Origin of the sequence: Nonomuraea sp. CA-218870, from assembly GCF_050936535.1 — a bacterium.
Lineage (GTDB): Bacteria > Actinomycetota > Actinomycetes > Streptosporangiales > Streptosporangiaceae > Nonomuraea > Nonomuraea corallina.
On record NZ_JBNJMN010000001.1, the window covers coordinates 4928153 to 4946878 of the forward strand.

General features: G+C 72.1%; 16 protein-coding genes. 5 read left to right on the top strand and 11 right to left on the bottom strand.

What is annotated here, in order from left to right; genetic code table 11:
- Nucleotides 1–11 precede the first annotated feature (11 nt).
- Nucleotides 12–1016, bottom strand: a complete 1005-nt coding sequence (gene gap, locus ACQEUU_RS23775) for a type I glyceraldehyde-3-phosphate dehydrogenase (RefSeq protein WP_433069464.1) — start codon at nt 1014–1016, stop codon at nt 12–14.
- Between the two features lie 186 nt (nt 1017–1202).
- On the opposite strand from gap, the gene ACQEUU_RS23780 reads away from it, so the two are divergent.
- Entirely contained in the window at nt 1203–1868 is a 666-nt protein-coding gene (locus ACQEUU_RS23780; RefSeq protein ID WP_433069467.1) for a hypothetical protein, read from the top strand.
- 4 nt (nt 1869–1872) lie between these two features.
- Here ACQEUU_RS23780 and whiA read toward each other — a convergent pair whose 3' ends face one another.
- From whiA to ACQEUU_RS23820, 8 genes are all read right to left on the bottom strand, one after another.
- Nucleotides 1873–2853, bottom strand: a complete 981-nt coding sequence (gene whiA, locus ACQEUU_RS23785) for a DNA-binding protein WhiA (protein WP_433069470.1) — start codon at nt 2851–2853, stop codon at nt 1873–1875.
- 71 nt (nt 2854–2924) lie between these two features.
- Nucleotides 2925–3833, bottom strand: coding sequence for a gluconeogenesis factor YvcK family protein (locus tag ACQEUU_RS23790; protein WP_433071955.1), 909 nt, complete (start codon nt 3831–3833; stop codon nt 2925–2927).
- 83 nt (nt 3834–3916) lie between these two features.
- Nucleotides 3917–4786, bottom strand: coding sequence for an RNase adapter RapZ (gene rapZ, locus ACQEUU_RS23795; protein WP_433069473.1), 870 nt, complete (start codon nt 4784–4786; stop codon nt 3917–3919).
- Nucleotides 4783–6687 carry an excinuclease ABC subunit UvrC gene (gene uvrC, locus ACQEUU_RS23800; RefSeq protein WP_433069476.1) on the bottom strand — a complete coding sequence of 635 codons (1905 nt, stop codon included), beginning with the start codon at nt 6685–6687 and terminating at the stop codon, nt 4783–4785. The genes rapZ and uvrC overlap by 4 nt, the downstream gene beginning before the upstream one ends.
- A 90-nt stretch (nt 6688–6777) precedes the next feature.
- Nucleotides 6778–7230, bottom strand: a complete 453-nt coding sequence (locus ACQEUU_RS23805; RefSeq protein WP_433069479.1) for a Rieske (2Fe-2S) protein — start codon at nt 7228–7230, stop codon at nt 6778–6780.
- A 46-nt stretch (nt 7231–7276) separates the two neighbouring features.
- The gene (locus tag ACQEUU_RS23810) at nt 7277–7741 is read right to left on the bottom strand and encodes a Rieske (2Fe-2S) protein (protein WP_433069482.1); all 465 of its coding nucleotides are present in this window, start codon (nt 7739–7741) and stop codon (nt 7277–7279) included.
- Between the two features lie 103 nt (nt 7742–7844).
- Nucleotides 7845–8264, bottom strand: a complete 420-nt coding sequence (locus tag ACQEUU_RS23815) for a Rieske (2Fe-2S) protein (RefSeq protein WP_433069485.1) — start codon at nt 8262–8264, stop codon at nt 7845–7847.
- Nucleotides 8265–8358: 94 nt separating this feature from the next.
- A complete protein-coding gene (locus ACQEUU_RS23820) occupies nt 8359–10380 on the bottom strand; it encodes a hypothetical protein (RefSeq protein ID WP_433069488.1) in 2022 nt (673 codons plus the stop codon).
- Nucleotides 10381–10590: 210 nt separating this feature from the next.
- Between ACQEUU_RS23820 and ACQEUU_RS23825 the strand changes: the two genes are divergently transcribed.
- Together ACQEUU_RS23825 and ACQEUU_RS23830 are read left to right on the top strand one after the other, a co-directional pair.
- Nucleotides 10591–11724 (top strand): alkaline phosphatase PhoX, encoded by a 1134-nt coding sequence (locus tag ACQEUU_RS23825; RefSeq protein WP_433069491.1) that lies wholly within the window; start codon nt 10591–10593, stop codon nt 11722–11724.
- Nucleotides 11725–11863: 139 nt separating this feature from the next.
- Complete coding sequence (locus tag ACQEUU_RS23830) at nt 11864–12724, top strand: SGNH/GDSL hydrolase family protein (RefSeq protein ID WP_433069494.1); 861 nt, start codon at nt 11864–11866, stop codon at nt 12722–12724.
- Nucleotides 12725–12846: 122 nt separating this feature from the next.
- On the opposite strand, the gene ACQEUU_RS23835 is transcribed toward ACQEUU_RS23830, so the two are convergent.
- Both ACQEUU_RS23835 and uvrA read right to left on the bottom strand, forming a co-directional pair.
- Nucleotides 12847–14067: a PucR family transcriptional regulator gene (locus ACQEUU_RS23835; RefSeq protein ID WP_433069496.1), complete on the bottom strand. Its 1221-nt coding sequence runs from the start codon at nt 14065–14067 to the stop codon at nt 12847–12849.
- Between the two features lie 149 nt (nt 14068–14216).
- Nucleotides 14217–17057 (bottom strand): excinuclease ABC subunit UvrA, encoded by a 2841-nt coding sequence (uvrA, locus tag ACQEUU_RS23840; protein WP_433069499.1) that lies wholly within the window; start codon nt 17055–17057, stop codon nt 14217–14219.
- 229 nt (nt 17058–17286) lie between these two features.
- On the opposite strand from uvrA, the gene ACQEUU_RS23845 reads away from it, so the two are divergent.
- Together ACQEUU_RS23845 and ACQEUU_RS23850 are read left to right on the top strand one after the other, a co-directional pair.
- Nucleotides 17287–18057 (top strand): maleylpyruvate isomerase family mycothiol-dependent enzyme, encoded by a 771-nt coding sequence (locus ACQEUU_RS23845; RefSeq protein ID WP_433069500.1) that lies wholly within the window; start codon nt 17287–17289, stop codon nt 18055–18057.
- Nucleotides 18057–18713, top strand: a complete 657-nt coding sequence (locus tag ACQEUU_RS23850) for an MBL fold metallo-hydrolase (protein ID WP_433069503.1) — start codon at nt 18057–18059, stop codon at nt 18711–18713. Before ACQEUU_RS23845 ends, ACQEUU_RS23850 begins: the two co-directional genes overlap by 1 nt.
- Nucleotides 18714–18726 lie beyond the last annotated feature (13 nt).

The window sequence follows — 18726 nt, forward strand, 5'->3', positions numbered from 1 at the left end:
CTCCCGCGGTCCTACAGGTCCGCGCCCACCAGCTCGATGAGGTCGACCAGGCGGTTGGAGTAGCCCCACTCGTTGTCGTACCAGCCGACGACCTTGACCTGGTTGCCGATGACCTTGGTGAGGCCGGCGTCGAAGATGCAGGAGGCCGGGTCGGTGACGATGTCGGCGGAGACGATCGGGTCCTCGGTGTAGGTGAGGATGCCCTTGAGCGGGCCGTCGGCGGCGGCCTTGATCGCGGCGTTGACCTCCTCGACGCTGACCTCGCGGCCGACCTCGATGGTCAGGTCGGTGGCCGAGCCGGTGGGGATCGGCACGCGCATGGCGAAGCCGTCGAGCTTGCCCTTGAGCTCGGGCAGCACCAGGCCGATGGCCTTGGCGGCGCCGGTGGAGGTGGGCACCACGTTGAGCGCGGCGGCGCGGGCGCGGCGCAGGTCCTTGTGCGGGCCGTCCTGCAGGTTCTGGTCCTGCGTGTAGGCGTGGATCGTGGTCATCAGGCCCTTCTCGATGGTGAAGGAGTCGTGCAGGACCTTCGCCATCGGGGCCAGGCAGTTGGTGGTGCAGGAGGCGTTGGAGATGACGGTGTGCTTGGCCGGGTCGTAGTCGGTGTGGTTGACCCCCATGACGACCGTCACGTCTTCGTTCTTGGCCGGCGCGGAGATGATGACCTTCTTGGCGCCGTTGTCGGCGTGCACCTTGGCCTTGGTCGCGTCGGTGAACAGGCCGGTGGACTCCAGGACGACGTCGACCCCGAGGTCGCCCCAGGGCAGCTTGGCCGGGTCACGCTCGTCGAACACCTTCATGGCCTTGCCGTCGACGGTGATCTCGTCGCTGGAGGCCTTCACCTCGTACGGCAGGCGGCCCAGGATGCTGTCGTACTTCAGCAGGTGGGCCAGCGTCGCGTTGTCGGTGAGGTCGTTGACCGCGACGATCTCGATGTCCTTGCCACTGGCGGCGACCGCGCGCCAGAAGTTGCGACCGATGCGGCCGAAGCCGTTGACGCCTACGCGGATGCTCACGGAACCGATCTCCTCGTGCATGATGGCGGGCTGATACCTCAACTCAGAAACCCTATCGGACCCAAATTGGTTTAGACCACTACGGTCCCCCCGGGCGCGAACGGCGGTTCCCGCCGCGCGCTTTGTGTACTTGGAGTAAAGTGCCCGACTCATCGGAGTAAATAGCGACATTCTCTGGGGGCTGAGATGTCAAAGCAACGATCCGGGCTGCTGTCAGGCCTGGTCGTCGGGCTGATGGCCGCGCTGGTCTGCGCGTCCGGGCTCGGGGCGGCCGTCCACTTCGAGGACCGGCTGCCGTCGTCGTGGCTCGCGTTCGGCGACGGTGTTCCCCTCCTGGCCGCGCTCGCGTTCGTCGTGGGCGTACTCGTCGGCGGCGCCGTACGCCTGGTCCGCCCCCGCAGCGTCCTGCTGTCCCTCTTCACGGCCCTGTACGCGGCCGCGGCCGTCCCCGCCGCCATGATCGGAGCCGTCGCGTACGCGCTCGCGACCGTCGGCGCGCAGCGCTTCGGCTCGGACGCTCCCGTCCCGGGGCTCACCCCGCAGGGCCTGCTGGACGCGCTCCCGCTCGCCGCCAGGACCGTCTGGGGGGCGGTCTCGGGGTCGTGGCACCTGCCGGCCGTCATGGCGGCCGCCGCGCTGCCCGCGTTCGCGCTCGTCCTCGCCCGCGCGCTGCGCCTGCGCCGTACGGGCAGGCACGCCGCGGTGGAGCAGCCACGGCCGGAGCCGGAGACGGCGCCCGCGCCGGAGCCGGAGCCCGAGTACCGGGCTCCGTTCGAGCCGCTCCAGCCGCCCAAGCAGGACCCGACCTCGACCGGCAGCTTCTTCCTGCCGCCGGACCGGGGTCAGGCCTGAGCTCTCAGGGCGTCAGCATGTCGACCGTGAGGTTGGCCTCGGTGCTGGGGATGCCGAGGTCGGCCGCCCGCTTGTCGGCCATGGCCAGCAGCCGGCGGATCCGCCCGGCGATCGCGTCCTTGGTCAGCGGCGGGTCGGCGAGCTGACCCAGCTCCTCCAGCGACGCCTGCTTGTGCTCCACCCGCAGCCGGCCGGCGATCACCAGGTGGTCGGGCGCCTCGTCGCCCAGGATCTCCAGCGCCCGCTGCACCCGCGCGCCCGCGGCCACCGCCGCGCGGGCCGAGCGGCGCAGGTTGGCGTCGTCGAAGTTGGCCAGCCGGTTGGCGGTCGCCCTGACCTCCCGGCGCATCCGCCGCTCCTCCCAGGCCAGCACGCTGTCGTGCGCGCCGAGCCTGGTCAGCAGGGCGCTGATGGCGTCGCCGTCGCGCACCACCACGCGGTCCACGCCGCGCACCTCGCGCGCCTTGGCGTGGATCTTCAGTCGCCTGGCGGAGCCGACCAGCGCCAGCGCGGCCTCCGGCCCCGGGCAGGTGACCTCGAGCGACATCGACCGCCCCGGCTCGGTGAGCGACCCGTGGGCCAGGAACGCGCCGCGCCAGGCCGCCTCCGCGTCGCACGAGGCGCCCGCCACCACCTGCCGCGGCAGGCCGCGCACCGGCCGCCCGTGGTTGTCGATCAGGCCCGTCTGCCGGGCCAGCGCCTCACCGTCGCGGTAGACGCGCACGACGTAGCGGGACCCCTTGCGCAACCCCGCCGGGGCGAGCACCAGCACCTCGGCCTTGTGGCCGAACACCTCCCCGATGTCCTTGATCAGCCGCCGCGCCGTGGCGTTGGTGTCGAGCTCCGCCTCGATCACGATGCGCCCGCCCACGAGGTGCAGGCCGCTGGCGAACCGCAGCAGCGTCGACACCTCCGCCTTGCGGCAGCAGGGCTTGAGCACAGGCAGACGGCTCAGCTCATCCTTCACCACACCCGTCATCGCCATAAGCGTTAGTCCTCCCCCAATCAGACCGGCTCATAGCATCCTCTCGCACCTTGACACCACGCCGACCAGGATCAACGCTTCTGGAGGAAAATCTCGTCAAGGACGGAGGCAAGACGTCGTGGGTCGTGCCGGGGCGAGCCGTCACCGGCCGCCACGTCGGCCGTGACCAGCCGGGCGCCGAACGCCGCCGCCGACTTCTCCAGCGCGTCCGGGTCGTCGACCACGCCGGTGTCGGCGAGCACCACGTCGAGCGCGAGCTCCGGCGCGTGCTGCCTGAGCACCTCAAGATGCTGCTGCGGCGAGAAGTCGTCCGTCTCGCCCGGCTGCGGCGCCAGGTTGAGCGTGACCAGCCGCCTGGCCCGGGTCTCGTGCAGCGCCCGGGCCAGCGCGGGCACCTTCAGGTGCGGCAGCACGCTGGTGAACCACGAACCCGGCCCGAACACCACCCAGTCGGCCTCCAGCACCGCCTCGACCGCCTCCGGCCGCGCGGGCGGGTCCTCGGGGACGAGGGAGATCGCCTGCACCCGGCCCGGGGTCAGCGCGCACGCCACCTGGCCGCGCACCGTCGAGGTCACGCCGTCGAGCTCCACCTCGGCCACGATGTCGAGCGGCACCGACGCCATCGGCAGCACCCTGCCGTGCGCGCCCAGCAGCCGGCCCACCCAGTCGAGGCCCGTCACCGGGTCGCCGAGCAGCTCCCACAGGGCCACGATGAGCAGGTTGCCGACCGCGTGCCCGTGGAGCTCGCCCTCGCTGCGGAAGCGGTGCTGGACCACCTCGCTCCAGGTGCTGCCCCACTCGTCGTCGCCGCAGAGCGCGGCCAGCGCCATGCGCAGGTCGCCGGGCGGGAGCACGCCCAGCTCACGCCTGAGACGGCCGCTGGAACCGCCGTCGTCGGCGACGGTGACCACCGCCGTGAGCGCGTCGGTCACCGCCCTCAGCGCCGACAGGGACGCGTACAGGCCGTGGCCGCCGCCCAGGGCGACGACGGCGGGCCCGCCGCACGGTGGCTGCGAGCCCGCCCAGAACGGTGGTTCGCTTAATGCGCGCCCGTTCCCGTCGGTCACTCGCGCCCCACATCCCGGTGGCCGACCTGGACCTCCATGCCGCGCTCGCGCAGCCGCCCGGCGAGCTGCTCGGCCATGGCGACGCTGCGGTGCTTGCCGCCCGTGCAGCCGACGGCGAGCGTGGCGTAGCTCTTGCCCTCGCGGCCGTAGCCGGCGGCGACGACGCGCAGGACCTCCTCGTAGGCGTCGAGGAACTCCTTGGCGCCCGGCTGGCCGAGGACGTAGTCGCGCACGGCGGGGTCGGTGCCGTTCATCGGGCGCAGGTCGGGCACCCAGTGCGGGTTGGGCAGGAAGCGGCAGTCGACGACCAGGTCGGCGTCGACGGGCAGGCCGTACTTGAAGCCGAACGACACCACGTTGAGCCGCAGGCCCGGCCGGTCGTCGTCGCCGAAGTAGGCGACGATCCGGTTGCGCAGCTCGTGCACGTTGTGGGAGGTGGTGTCGATCACCAGGTCGGCGTTGGCCCGCACCTCGCGCAGGATGCCGCGCTCGCGGGTGATGCCGTCGACGAGCCGGCCGTCGCCCTGCAGGGGGTGGGGCCGGCGGACGTTCTCGAAGCGGCGCACCAGCTCCTCGTCGCTGGCCTCCAGGAACACCACGCGCACCCGCACGCCGCGCCCCTCCAGCTCCTCGATGGCGGCGTTGAGGTCGGTGGTGAACGCCAGGCTGCGCACGTCGACCACGGCCGCCACCTTGTCGGCGGCGAGCTTGACCTTGCCGGCCTCCTCGGCCATGGCGAACAGCAGGCCCGGCGGCAGGTTGTCGATCACGAACCAGCCGAGGTCCTCCAGGGCCTTGGCCGCGGTGCTCCGCCCGGCCCCCGACATGCCGGTGACGATGACGAACGCCGGCTCGGTGGTCTTCACTGCCTCTCCCCCTTCAGGGTCGACACGATCACCTCGGCCGTGGCGGGGCCGATGCCCGGGACCTCGCGGATCTGCTCCGCGGTGGCCTCGCGCAGTTTCTTGACGGAACCGAAGTGCTTGAGCAACGCCTGGCGGCGCGCCGGCCCGAGGCCGGGCACGCTGTCGAGCGCGCTCTCCTTGACGGACTTGGACCTCTTGGCCCGATGGTAGGTGATGGCGAACCGGTGTGCCTCATCACGCACGCGTTGCAGCAGGTAGAGGCCCTCGCTGGAACGCGGCATGATCACCGGCTGGTCGTCGCCCGGCAGCCACACCTCCTCCAGCCGCTTGGCCAGGCCCGCCACCGAGACGTCGTCGATGCCCAGCTCGTCGAGCGCCCGCTGGGCGGCGGCGGCCTGCGGGCCGGCGCCGTCGACCACCACGAGGTTGGGCGGGTAGGCGAACTTGCGCGGCCTGCCCGTCTCGGGGTCGATCGGCCCGTGACCGTCGTCGTCCTCGGGGGCCAGCTCGCCGGTGGCGGAGCGCTCCTCCAGGTAGCGGCGGAAGCGGCGCAGGATGACCTCGTGGATGGCGGCGACGTCGCCCTCCTTGGTCCTGACCGCGAAGCGGCGGTATTCGCTCTTGCGCGCCAGGCCGTCCTCGAACACCACCATGGAGGCGACGACGTTCTCGCCCTGCAGGTGGGAGACGTCGTAGCACTCGATGCGCAGCGGCACCTGGTCGAGGTCGAGCGCGTCGGCGATCTCCTGCAGGGCCTTGCTGCGCGAGGTCAGGTCGCCGGCGCGGCGGATCTTGTGCTGGGCGAGCGACTCCTTGGCGTTGCGCTCGACGGTCTCCATGAGCGCCTTCTTGTCGCCGCGCTGCGGCACCCGCACCTCGACCCTGGCCCGGCGCTGCTCGGTCAGCAGGTCGGCGACGGCCTCGACGTCGGGCGGCAGCGCGGGCACCAGGACCTCGCGGGGCATCGACTCGGCGTTGGCGTCGCCGTACATCTGCAGCAGGAACTGCTCCACCAGCTCGGCGGGGCCGGCCTCCTCGACCTTGTCGACCACCCAGCCGCGCTGGCCGCGGATGCGCCCGCCGCGCACGTAGAAGACCTGGACGGCGGCCTCCAGCGGGTCCTCGGCGAGCGCGACGACGTCGGCGTCGGTGCCCTCGCCGAGCACGACCGCCTGCTTCTCCAGCGCCCGCTGCAGCGCCTGGATGTCGTCGCGGATCCGGGCGGCGCGTTCGTACTCCTGCTCGGCGGCGGCCTCGCGCATCTGGCGCTCCAGCCGCTTGATGAAGCGGGTGGTGTTGCCCGCCATGAAGTCGCAGAAGTCCTCGGCGAGCGCGCGGTGCTCCTCGGGGGTGACCCGGCCGACGCACGGCGCCGAGCACTTGTCGATGTAGCCCAGCAGGCACGGCCGGCCGATCTGCCCGGCCCGCCTGAACACGCCGGCGCTGCACGTGCGGACCGGGAAGACGCGCAGCATCAGGTCGACGGTCTCGCGGATGGCCCAGGCGTGCGAGTAGGGGCCGAAGTAGCGGTCGCCCTTGCGCTTGGCGCCGCGCATCACCTGCACGCGCGGGAACTCCTCGCCCATGGTCACGGCGAGGTACGGGTAGGACTTGTCGTCGCGGTACTTGACGTTGAAGCGCGGGTCGAACTCCTTGATCCAGGAGTATTCGAGCTGCAGCGCCTCCACCTCGGTGCCGACCACGGTCCAGTCGACGCCGGCCGCGGTGGTCAGCATCGTCTGGGTGCGCGGGTGCAGGGCGGAGAAGTCGGCGAAGTAGGAGTTGAGCCGCTGGCGCAGGCTCTTGGCCTTGCCGACGTAGATCACCCGGCCGTGGCCGTCCCTGAACCGGTAGACCCCGGGAGAGTCGGGGATGGAGCCGGGCCGGGGACGGAAACTCAACGGACTGCCACCTGATCGCGCCACGATTCCAGCGTAGTGGCCGTCACCGACAGGCTCACCCGCCGTGGCGGACGGGTGAGCCCGCCGGCGTCAGGCGAGCGAGATCTGGTCCCCCGACACGGTGATCTGCTGCTCCGGCAGCGGATCGGTGGCCGGGCCGTTGGCCACCGACCCATCCTCGATCTTGAACTTGCTGCCGTGGCAGGGACAGACGATGGTGCCGTTCTCCACCTTGTCCACCGGGCAGCCCTGGTGGGTGCACCTGACGCTGAACGCCTTGAACTGGCCCTCCGCCGGCTGGACGACCACGACTTTCTGGTCCGCGAAGATCTTGCCGCCGCCGACGGGGATCTCGGAGGTCGTGGTCAGCCCCCCGTTCCCCGCGGGCGCGCCCGACGACGGGGCGCTGGACGCGGCCGGAGCGCTCGACTCCGGCGCCGCGGTCGTGGTGTCGCTGCCGCCGCAGGCCGCCAGGGCGAGCGTCAGGCCGCCCGCGCCCACACCCGCGATCACCGCTCTACGGCTCTTGAGGTCTTCTCCCATGCGGCACAGCCAAGCGCACACAGGTGAGAAAAGAATGAAAGGCGCCTTAGGCCAGTCTGATCTTGCCCCCGGACACATTGATCTTTTTCTCTGCCAAGGGCTCGCTGGCCGGACCTTGGACCACCGATCCGTCCTCGATGCTGAACTGGCTGCCGTGGCACGGGCAGTTGATCACGCCGTTGGAGACGCTGGCGACCGCGCAGCCCTGGTGGGTGCAGGTCGCGCTGAAGGCCCGGAACTCACCCTCTGACGGCTGGGTGACGACCACGTCCTGATTCTTGAAGATCTTCCCCTGGCCGCTGGGGATGTCGCTGGTGTCGGCCAGCGCCTTCGGCTTCTTCTTCTTCGCCGGCTCCGTCGACTCGTCCTCGGCGGGCTCCTCCAGCGAGTCCGCCGAGTCCGCCGCAGGCTCGGCCACCGGCGAGCCGTAACTGGCGCAGGCGCTGAGCACCGCGGCCAGGCCGGCCCCGCCCGCTCCGAACATCACCGCCCGGCGCGTCGTTTCCGTCATGGTGCGTCCTCCCAGGTTCCGGTTTCACTTCAGGTACGGCGGCGAACCGCTCACGGTTCAGCGTGCCGCCCCCCGACCCGGAGAACCACGCACAATTACTCGTTCAGACCACCACGATGCCGTCGCCCTCGACCTTGACCTGGTACGCGACCAGCTTCCCGGTGGCCGGGCCCTTCGTCGCCTCACCGGTCACCGCGTCGAACTCGCTGCCGTGGCAGGGGCAGATCATGACGTTGTCCTTGGGCGTGCTGACGGCGCAGCCTCGGTGCGGGCAGGCCGCGCCGTACGCCTTGAAGACGCCTTCCGACGGCTGCGTCACCACGATCCTGTACTGCTTCACCACCGTGCCGCCGCCGACCGGGACGTCGGCGGTCTTCGCGATGACCTTGCCCTTGATGCCCGGCGCCTGCCGGTCCTTGCTCTCGCCGCCGCACGCGGCCAGCGCCGCCACCCCGCAGGCGGCCATCCCCGCCGCGCCCAACGCCTGCCGCCGGCCTATCCCGGAGCCCCCGTTCACCGACATGCCCTCCGCTTCATGGCCTCCGCATTACCGGCTTTTCACGATAGGGCCACCACCCGTCGCCCTCCTTTTCGCCCCCGGGGTGACGGCGTCACCGTCACTCCGGGGCCGACCGGCACGGGGCCGCGCCGCAGACGTCGGCCACCACGCCCGTCTTGAGGAAGACGGCCTTCTGCAGCTGGGCCGCCGGGGTGCGGCGGGGGTCCTCGTGCGGGTCCGCGCCGTGCGGGCCCTCCATGGGCGGGGTGTTGGTGAGCGGCGGCGACGGGGTGCCGCTGTCCCACACCACCAGCGCCGACCCCGCGTGCGCGGCGCGGAAGCCGCGGATCCCCCAGTACGGCTCGCGGTCCGGTGACCGGCCGGGCGCCAGGGCGGGGAGCCGGACCCGGGCGCCGATGGTGCGGGCCTCGGCCTCGGCCGTCACCGTGGCCACCTGGTGGTCGCCGTACGCCACCTGCATGAGCACCCGGTGCCGGGGCGTGCCCGGGTACGGGTCGTCCGTCATGTGGGCGGCGTACCCGTTGGCCTCGCCGCGGTCCCACAGCATCTGCATGAGCGCGAGGATGACCTGCTGCTCCATCCTGTCGGGGTAGCTCCGGTCGAACGCCGCCTGGAAGGGCGCCGCGTCGGAGCTGCGGTTGAACAGCGTGCTGTAGTTCATGCCGGTCACGCCGAGCACGCCGCGCCGGATGTCCGGGGAGAGGGCGACGAGCGCGCCGCCGAAGATGCCGCCCTGGCTGTTGCCGTCGTAGACGAGTTCGGCGCGGGTGTCGAGGAGCGGCCGTCCGCGCTCGTTCCTGAAGGCGGCGTGGGCGGTGAAACCGTCGGGGGCCGTCATGGCGCGTCCCAGGAACATGAAGTTCAGGAAGCCCTGCTGGGTGCGGTCAGGCACGGTATGGAAGCGTGACATGTCGTTGAACGTGGCGAGGACGTTGGGGATGTCCTCGTCGGCCATGCCGATCCACTTCGTGGCGCAGAACACGAACCCGTGCCGCTGCGCCATCGTCCTGACGTTCGACGCGCCCACCTCGGTGTGCCTGCCGAGCAGCCCGTGCCCGTACAGGGCGGGCCTGGCCGGGCGGGTGAAGGCGACCCGGGGGATCTCGCACCGGAACGTCGCCACCTGCTCGTTGCCGGGCAGTCTGGCGGGCCGGCCGTCGGCGCCGTAGTTCAGGCCGGAGCCGGGCGGCCCGCCGGGCAGGTCGAGGTAGCTGGGCACCCGGAAGGCGCCCTCCACCCGCCGCGCGATCCTGTCGTCCTGCTCGGGGGTGAGGTCGGTGACGGCCGTGACCTCGTACGGGGGAGCATGACGGCCCAGTTCGCCCAGGGCCTCGTCGCGCATGGCGAGGGCCCGGCCGGCCAGGTCGCGCTCGCCGGCCACGGTGAAGTCCCAGGCGAGGTGGAGTCCGTCCGCGCGGACGCCGTGGCGGCGCAGCGCCCGCAGCACCGGCTGGAGCTCCCGCTGCCGCTCCCGCAGCTCGTGCCCGGCGGGGAGCGGGGCGCCGGCGATGGCGGCGAAGGCGGCGCCGGGCGGGATCGGGGCGCCTCCGCCGTCGCGCAGGTCCCGCAGGGCGACCGCGTACCGGTGCCCCTCGCTCAGGTTGCGCGCGGGGCGGACGATGAGCAGCCGGCGGCCTTCCGGCGCGTTGGCGTCCAGCTCGGCCCAGTACGGCCAGCGCTCGCCTGTGTCCAGGTCGAGCAGCACGATGGGCGCGTCCCGGTCGAGCGAGGCGCCGATGTCGGTGATCGGGGCCGCGCCGCTCCTGCCCAGGTCGAGGCCGGGCACGAGGGCGAGGATCATCGAGCCGGGCGAGAACCCGTCGCCGCGGTTCCACTCGGCGGGGTCGATCGGCACGCCCGCGGCCGAGCGGGGCATCGCCTCCACGGGGAAGGCGACGCGCCGTCCGGTCTCGGTCCGCCGGTCGGCCACGGTGTAGTGGTCGTTGGGGAACGGCAGCAGGCAGGCGGCCGGGTCGATCGGATCGCACCCGGGCCCCTGCGCGTCGCCGCCCGACGCCGGGGTGACGGCGGCGGCGGGGAGGATCCCGGGGGTGAGTACGGCGGTCAGCGCGGCGGTCAGCGCGGTGGCGAGCACGAGGAGACGGGCACGGGCTCGCATGGCGGCACCTCGGAGGACGCGGGCGACGGTCGGGCGTACCGATGATCAGTTCTCCCGTCCGCCCCGTCAATGCCCTTCACAGAGCCCGCCCCGGTTTTGTGATGGGTCACAGCAACAGGCCGCCGACTTTGCGGCCCCGTCCAATTCACAGGATCCCGTCCACGGCCCATCGTGTGCTGAACGCCGTCGCGTACCACGTCGGGAGCCGCCATGCATCGCCGGACCTTCATCCGTACGGTCTCCGCGGGTCTGGGCGCCGTCGCGCTGCCCGGCTCGCTCTGGCAGGAGGCGGCCGTGGCCAGGGTGGTGCGCGGCGCGAGCCCGTACGGTCCGCTTGGCTCCCCGGACGGCAACGGCGTGGCGCTGCCCGCCGGGTTCACCAGCAGGGTGGTGGCCCGGTCGGGCAGGCCGGTCGGCGGCATCCTCTGGCATCCGGCGCCCGACGGCGGGGCCTGCTTCGCCGACGGGACGGGCTGGATCTACGTGTCCAACTCGGAGGTGCCGCTGGTGGGCGGCGCGTCGGCGATCAGGTTCAGGGCGGACGGCTCGATCGCGCGGGCGTACCGCGTCCTGGAGGGCACGAACATCAACTGCGCGGGCGGCAGGACGCCGTGGGACACCTGGCTGTCCTGCGAGGAGATCTTCCGGGGCCGCGTCTACGAGACCGACCCGTACGGCGTCCGGGTCGCGCAGCCGCGACCGGCGATGGGCCGGTTCAAGCACGAGGCCGCCGCGTGCGACCCGGACCGGCGGGTCGTTTACCTCACCGAGGACGAGAGTGACGGCTGTTTCTACCGGTTCACCCCGACGATCTGGGGCGACCTGTCGAGCGGCCGGCTGGAGGTGCTCTGCGGCGGCGACCCGGTGGTGTGGCGCCAGGTCCCCGACCCCACCCCGGCCGTGCTGCAACGGCAGACGCGGCACCAGGTGAGCGAGGCCCGCCACTTCGACGGCGGCGAGGGCTGCCACTACGCCAACGGCGTCTGCTACTTCACGGCCAAGGGCGACCGCAAGGTGTGGGCGTACGACGCGGTCCGCGGGCGGCTCGGCTCCGTCTACGACGGCGGCGGCACCCTCGACGGGGTCGACAACATCACCGGCGCGCCCACCGGCGACCTGTACGTGGCCGAGGACGGCGGGAACATGGAGATCAACATCATCACTCCGGACGGGGTGGTGGCGCCGGTCGTGCGCGTCGACGGCCACGACAGGTCCGAGATCACCGGGCCCGCGTTCTCCCCCGACGGCGCCCGCCTGTACTTCTCCTCCCAGCGCGGCGCGGACGGCGGCAGCGCCGGCCTCGACGGCGTCACGTACGAGATCACCGGCCCCTTCCGCCACTGACCGCCATGCCCTGAACCCGCCCCAGAACCCCCAGACCCACCAGACCGCCTCCCACCCGGCCGCCTCCCACCCGGCCGCTCCACGCACGTGACCCACCAGCACCGCTCCACCCCCCGACTCTCCCCGAGAGGTGCCCTTCATGATCCGACGTCTGACCGCTGCCCTGGCCGCGCCCCTGCTGCTCCTGCTGCTGTCGCCGCCGGCCCAGGCGCGGGCCGCCGAGTCGTACGTCGCGCTCGGCGACTCGGCCGCCGCCGGACCGCTCATCCCCAACCAGGTCCTGCCCGAGCTGGGCTGCTGGCGTTCGAACCGCAACTACCCCCACCTGACCGCCCAGACGCTCGGCGTCGCGTCGTTCCGCGACGTCACCTGCTCCGGCGCGAAGACCCGCCACATGTACGAGCGGCAGAACACCGACCTCGGCTCGGTGGCGCCGCAGCTCGACGCGCTGCGGCCGGACACCACCCTGGTCACGGTGCACATCGGCGCCAACGACGTCGGCCTGACCGGCTTCATCGAGGACTGCCTGAACCTGCTGCCGCCGCCGGTCGGCGACGCCTGCAACGACGACTACATCGGCTCCGACGGGCAGGACAGCTGGCGCGTCAAGACCGACGCGCTGCGGCCCACGCTGGTGCGGCTCGCCGCCGACATCCGCGCCCGGTCGCCGCAGGCCAGGATCTTCATGGTGGGGTACGCCACCTACGCCCGGCCCGACGGCTGCTACCCGCGCGTCCCCATCATCAAGCAGGACGCGAACTACATCCGGGCGACGCTGATGTACTTCAACCAGATGCTGGCCGAGCAGGCCGCCGCCGCCGGGATCGGCTTCATCGACCTGCAGACCCCCAGCGTGGGCCACGACCCGTGCGCCTCGTCGGGCACCCGCTGGATCGAGCCGTACGTCCCCGCCTCGCCGGCGACCCCGTTCCACCCGAACGCGCTCGGCATGCGCAACTTCGCCGCCATCGTGACCTCGGCCGTGACCGCGGGACGCTGACCCCTCACGCCGGCCCTCACCAGTGACCGCCGCGCCGTCACCACCCCACGGTGGCGGCGCGGCCTCGTCCACCGGCCGCCCGGACCGCTGCCGGGGCTCCAGCGCATCGCCGGGCCGGAGGCTCAGCCGCCGTTGAGCGTGCGGCGGGCCGCCAGCGCCGCGCCGATGCGCTGGAGCTGGGCCGGTTCCATCGGGTCCAGCCCGGTCAGGGAGACGGCCCGGCGCAGCCGGTAGTCGACGGTGTTCGGGTGGACGTGCAGGCGCTCGGCGGTGCGCCGCCGGTCCAGGCCGGTCTCCAGGTACGCCTTCAGCGTGCGCAGCAGGTCGGGGTTGCCGAGCAGCGGATCGAGCAGCCCCGCCAGCCCGGCCAGCGCCTCGCTCGGCCTGGTCAGCTGGTACTCCAGCAGCACGTCGGAGAGCCGGTACGCGCCGGGCGGCCGGCTCAGGGAGCGCACCACCTCCAGCACCTCCTCGGCCAGCTTGGCGGCGGCGGGCACGCGGCCCGGCTCGGCGGGTTCGGCCGCGGCCCACACCGGGACGCCCGCGGCGCGGCCCGCCGCCTTCACCAGTTCGCCGGCCCGGCACCACCAGGGCTCGTCGGCGGTCAGCGGCACCAGCACCAGCCCTCCGGTGCTGTCGAGCGCCGACAGCACCTGCTCCGCGGCGTGCCGCTGCCACGCCGACCGGAACCGGTGCAGCTTGCGCCGCCCGGCGAACGGCCCTCCCCGCGCGCCGGCGGCCTCGTCCGGATGCTCGCCGAGCGCGGTGGCGACCACCAGGTAGCGGGGGGCGAGCCGGACCCCCGCCAGCGCCTCGCGGTCACCGGCGAGCAGGGCCGAGACGGTCGCGTGCATGGCGTGCTGCTCCTGGCTGAGCATCACCTCGCGCTCCTCCAGGTACGCGGCGCACACGGCGGAGGTCACGGCGCCGGTGTAGCTCAGGATGAGCCGGTTGGCGGCCAGCACGTCGTCGAGGTCGCCCGGCCCGGCGTGCGCGAACAGGCTCTCCCACACCTTCGTCACCCCGAGCTGGTACGCGGCCAGCAGCGCGTCGAGCGGCACCCCCTCCTGGGCGCGGCGGGCGGCCGACGCCCGCAGCGGCGCCAGCTCCTCGTGGGTGGGCGCGCGCCGCTCGCGGAACATCCCGCTGATCACCCGCAGGTTGTGCTCGGTGATGCTGGTGATGTCGCCGTCGAGCTCCTCCCTGGGCAGCCGCCGGTAGAGCGGGATCTCGTCGGCGAAGTCGCCGACGAGCCGCCGTGCGAGGCGGACGAGCGGCCGCTCCAGCAGCTCGTGCACGCACACGCCGCCCAGCGTGAGCGGCCGCGGCGTATCTTCCGACACGGTCAGACCTTGTCAAACACCCCGTCGGAAGACAAGGGCCCCTGCCCCGACCGGCATCCCTCCGCGCCGAGGAGCCCGGCCGCGCCGCGGCCCCGTACGGCCCCCGCGGCGCCCTTCCCACCCGGGCCCACGGGGTGCCGCGGCCGGGGTCAGACGGAGAGGATCTTCCGCAGGAAGCGCCCGGTGTGGCTCTCCTCCACCTGGGCCACTTCCTCGGGTGTGCCCGCCGCCACCATGGTGCCGCCGCGCGAGCCGCCCTCCGGGCCCATGTCGATGACCCAGTCGGCCGTCTTGATGACGTCCAGGTTGTGCTCGATGACGATGACCGTGTTGCCGCCGTCGACCAGCCGGCCGAGGACGCCGAGCAGCCGCCGGATGTCCTCGAAGTGCAGGCCGGTGGTCGGCTCGTCCAGGACGTAGACGGTCCGCCCGGTCTGACGCCGCTGCAGCTCGGAGGCGAGCTTGACGCGCTGCGCCTCGCCGCCGGACAGCGTGGTGGCGGGCTGGCCGAGCCGTACGTAGCCGAGGCCGACGTCGTGGAGCGTCTGCAGGTGGCGCTTGATCGCCGGGATGGCGTCGAAGAAGGCGAGCGCCTCCTCGATCGGCATGTCGAGCACCTCGGCGATGGTCTTGCCCTTGTAGTGGACCTCCAGCGTCTCGCGGTTGTAGCGGGCGCCGTGGCACACCTCGCACGGGACGTAGACGTCGGGCAGGAAGTTCATCTCGATCTTGATCGTGCCGTCGCCGGAGCACGCCTCGCAGCGTCCGCCCTTGACGTTGAAGCTGAACCTGCCCGGCTGGTAGCCGCGCACCTTGGCCTCGGTGGTGGCGGCGAACAGCTTGCGGACGTGGTCGAACACGCCGGTGTAGGTGGCGGGGTTGGACCGGGGGGTGCGGCCGATCGGCGACTGGTCGACGTGCACGACCTTGTCCGCCTGGTCCATGCCGTTGATCCGGGAGTGGCGGCCGGGCACGGTGCGGGCGCCGTTGAGCTCCTTGGCCAGCGAGTTGTAGAGGATGTCGTTGACCAGCGTGGACTTGCCGGACCCCGACACGCCGGTGACGGCGGTGAACACACCGAGCGGGAAGTCGATGTCGACGCCCTTGAGGTTGTGCTCGCGGGCGCCCTTGACGGTGATCTGCCGCTTCTTGTCGCGCTTGCGCCGGCCGGCCGGCACCGGGATGCTCCTGCGGCCCGACAGGTACTGGCCGGTGATGGACTCCTCGCTGGTCAGCAGGTCCTGCACGGTGCCGGAGACGACGACCTGGCCGCCGTGCTCGCCCGCGCCGGGGCCGATGTCGACCACCCAGTCGGCGGCGGCGATGGTGTCCTCGTCGTGCTCGACCACGATCAGCGTGTTGCCCATGTCGCGCAGCCTGATCAGGGTGTCGAGCAGGCGCATGTTGTCGCGCTGGTGCAGGCCGATGGACGGCTCGTCGAGCACGTACAGGACGCCGACGAGGCCGGAGCCGATCTGGGTGGCGAGCCGGATGCGCTGCGCCTCGCCGCCCGCCAGGGTGGCGGCGGCGCGGTCCATGGTGAGGTAGTCGAGACCGACGTCGAGCAGGAAGCCCATACGGGCGTTGATCTCCTTGACCACCCGCTCGGCGATGTGCATGTCGCGGTCGGACAGCTTGAGCCCGGCCAGGAACTTGGCGCACTCGCCGATCGACATGGACGAGACCTCGGCGATCGACTTGCCGGCGACGGTCACGGCGAGCGTGACCGGCTTGAGCCTGGCGCCCTTGCAGGCGGGGCAGGGCACCTCGCGCATGTAACCCTCGAACCGTTCGCGGGTCGAGTCGCTCTCCGCCTCCGCGTGCCGGCGCTGCACCCAGGGGATGACGCCCTCGTAGGCGGTGTAGTAGGCGCGCTGGCGGCCGTAGCGGTTGCTGTAGCGGACGTGGACCTGCTCGTCGTGGCCGAACAGCAGCGACTTCTGCGCCTTCTTGGAGAGCTTCTCCCACGGGGTGTCGGGGGTGAAGCCCATGGCGTTGCCGAGCGCCTCGATCAGGCGGCCGAAGTATTCGCTGGCGTGGCCGCCGGTCCACGGGTGCAGGGCGCCCTCGCGGAGCGTGCGCTCGGGGTCGGGGACGACCAGGTCGGGGTCGACCTCCATCTTGGTGCCGAGGCCGGTGCACTCGGGGCAGGCGCCGAACGGCGAGTTGAAGGAGAACGAGCGCGGCTCCAGCTCCTCGAACGACAGGTCGTCGTACGGGCAGTAGAGGTGTTCGGAGTAGAACCGCTCGCGGCCGGGGTCGTCCTCGGGCAGGTCGACGAAGTCGAGCGTGATCGTGCCGCCGGACAGCTGCAGCGCGGTCTCGACCGAGTCGTTGAGCCTGCGCCGCGACGACTCCTTGACCGACAGGCGGTCGACGATGACCTCGATGTCGTGCTTCTCGTACTTCTTCAGCGTCGGCGGCTCCTCCAGCCGCACGACGGTGCCGTCGACGCGGGCCCGGGCGAAGCCCTTGGTCTGCAGCTCGCGGAAGAGCTCGGCGTACTCGCCCTTGCGGCCGCGGACGACCGGGGCGAGCACCTGGAACCGGGTGCCCTCCTCCAGGTCCATCACCCGGTCGACGATCTGCTGCGGCGTCTGGCGGGCGATCGGCCGCGAGCAGGCGGGGCAGTGCGGCTTGCCCACGCGCGCCCACAGCAGCCGCAGGTAGTCGTAGACCTCGGTGATCGTGCCCACCGTGGACCGCGGGTTCTTGCTGGTCGACTTCTGGTCGATGGAGACCGCCGGAGACAGGCCCTCGATGAAGTCGACATCGGGTTTGTCCATCTGGCCGAGGAACTGGCGGGCGTAGGCCGACAACGACTCCACGTAACGCCGCTGCCCCTCGGCGAAGATCGTGTCGAACGCGAGGCTGGACTTGCCCGAGCCGGAGAGGCCGGTGAAAACGATCAGAGAGTCTCGCGGCAGGTCAAGCGAGACGTCTTTGAGATTGTGCTCTCGTGCCCCACGCACGATCAGGCGGTCTGCCACGGTGATCCCGGAAGTCGAAAGGCGGATAGGTCCACGGGGGATGGTAGACGGGGACTCCGACAGTTTCGTTGAGCCGATCCCGGCCGGCCGATGTCGCCCGCCGGAATTCCGTCCCTCTCAGGTTACGGCCTTCATGAAGCGGGCAGGGGGCCTTCCGTTGTCAACTCGATGACCTGCGCTTTTATGCCCGCGAGCTGCTCTGAACCCCACCATGATGAAATTTCAGGACATGACTGTGCTTGCTGCCGTGCAGCGCGAACTGGCCGACGAAACGGCCCGTCTCCTGGCCACCGCCGCCTCTCTCACCGACGCCGACGTCCGGGCCCCGTCCTTACTCCCCGGCTGGACCCGCGGCCACGTCCTGGCCCACCTCGCCAGAAACGCCGACAGCCACGTCAACCTGCTCACCTGGGCCAGGACGGGCGTGCGTACCCCGCAGTACCCCAGCCAGGAGGACCGCGAGGCCGGGATCGAGGCGGGAGCCGCCCGTCCGGCGGCCGAGCACGTGGTGGACCTGCGTGACAGCGCCGCCCGCCTGGATCGCGCGGTCCGGACACTGCCCGAGGAGGCCTGGCGCTCACCGGTCGGCGGCCTGCGCCCGCCGTACCATCCCGCCTGGTACTGCCTGGTAAGACGGCTGCGCGAGGTCGGCGTGCACCACGTGGACCTGAACGCGGGCTACGGCCCCGCCGACTGGCCGGAGACGTTCGTGTCCAGGGAGCTGAAGTCCTGCCTGCTCATGTGGCCGTACGAGCGGAGCACGATCAGCGGGGCCAGGTTCGTCTCCGCGGCGGGCGAGCCGCTGGACGAGTGGTCCGGCCTCGGCGACGGGCCCGTGGTGGAGGGAGCGCCCGCCGACGTGCTGGCATGGCTCACCGGAAGGTCCTCCGGCGATGGGGTTAGGGTGGTGCCCGGGGGGGAGCCGGTCCCGCCGCCACCGCCGTGGCTGACCGGCACCGCCCCCGCTGACCTGCCCGCGACGCCCCCGGAGGACTACTGATGACCTACACCGGCGACGTCCAGGTCGGCGGCCCCGCCGACGTGCGGGAGCTGACCGGCCTGAGCATCTCCAAACTCGCCGTCGGCCCTTACGACAACAACGCCTACCTGCTGCGCTGCCGGGCGACGGGCGAGGGCCTGCTCATCGACGCGGCCGCGGAGCCCGACCGGCTGCTCGCCCTGATGGCCGAAGCGCCGGTCAGCACGGTCGTCACCACCCACCAGCACGGCGACCACTGGCAGGCGCTGGAGCAGGTGACCAAGGTGACCGGCGCCCAGGTGGTGGCGCATCCGCTGGACGCGCCCGCCCTGCCCGTGCCGGTGGACCGCACGGTCGAGCACGGCGACCGGATCCCGGTCGGCGAGGTCACGCTCGACGTCATCCACCTGCGCGGCCACACCCCGGGCTCGATCGCCCTGCTGTACGACGACGGCGCCGGCGACGTGCACGTGTTCACCGGCGACTCGCTGTTCCCCGGAGGCGTGGGCAACACCTGGAAGGACCCGGAGCGGTTCGCCCAGCTCTACGCCGACGTGGTGGAGCGGATCTTCGACCGGCTCCCGGACCGGACATGGGTCTACCCGGGTCATGGCAAGGACACCACCGTGGGCGCCGAACGCCCGTCGCTGCCGGAGTGGAAGGCCCGCGGCTGGTAGGTCAGCGTTGGTA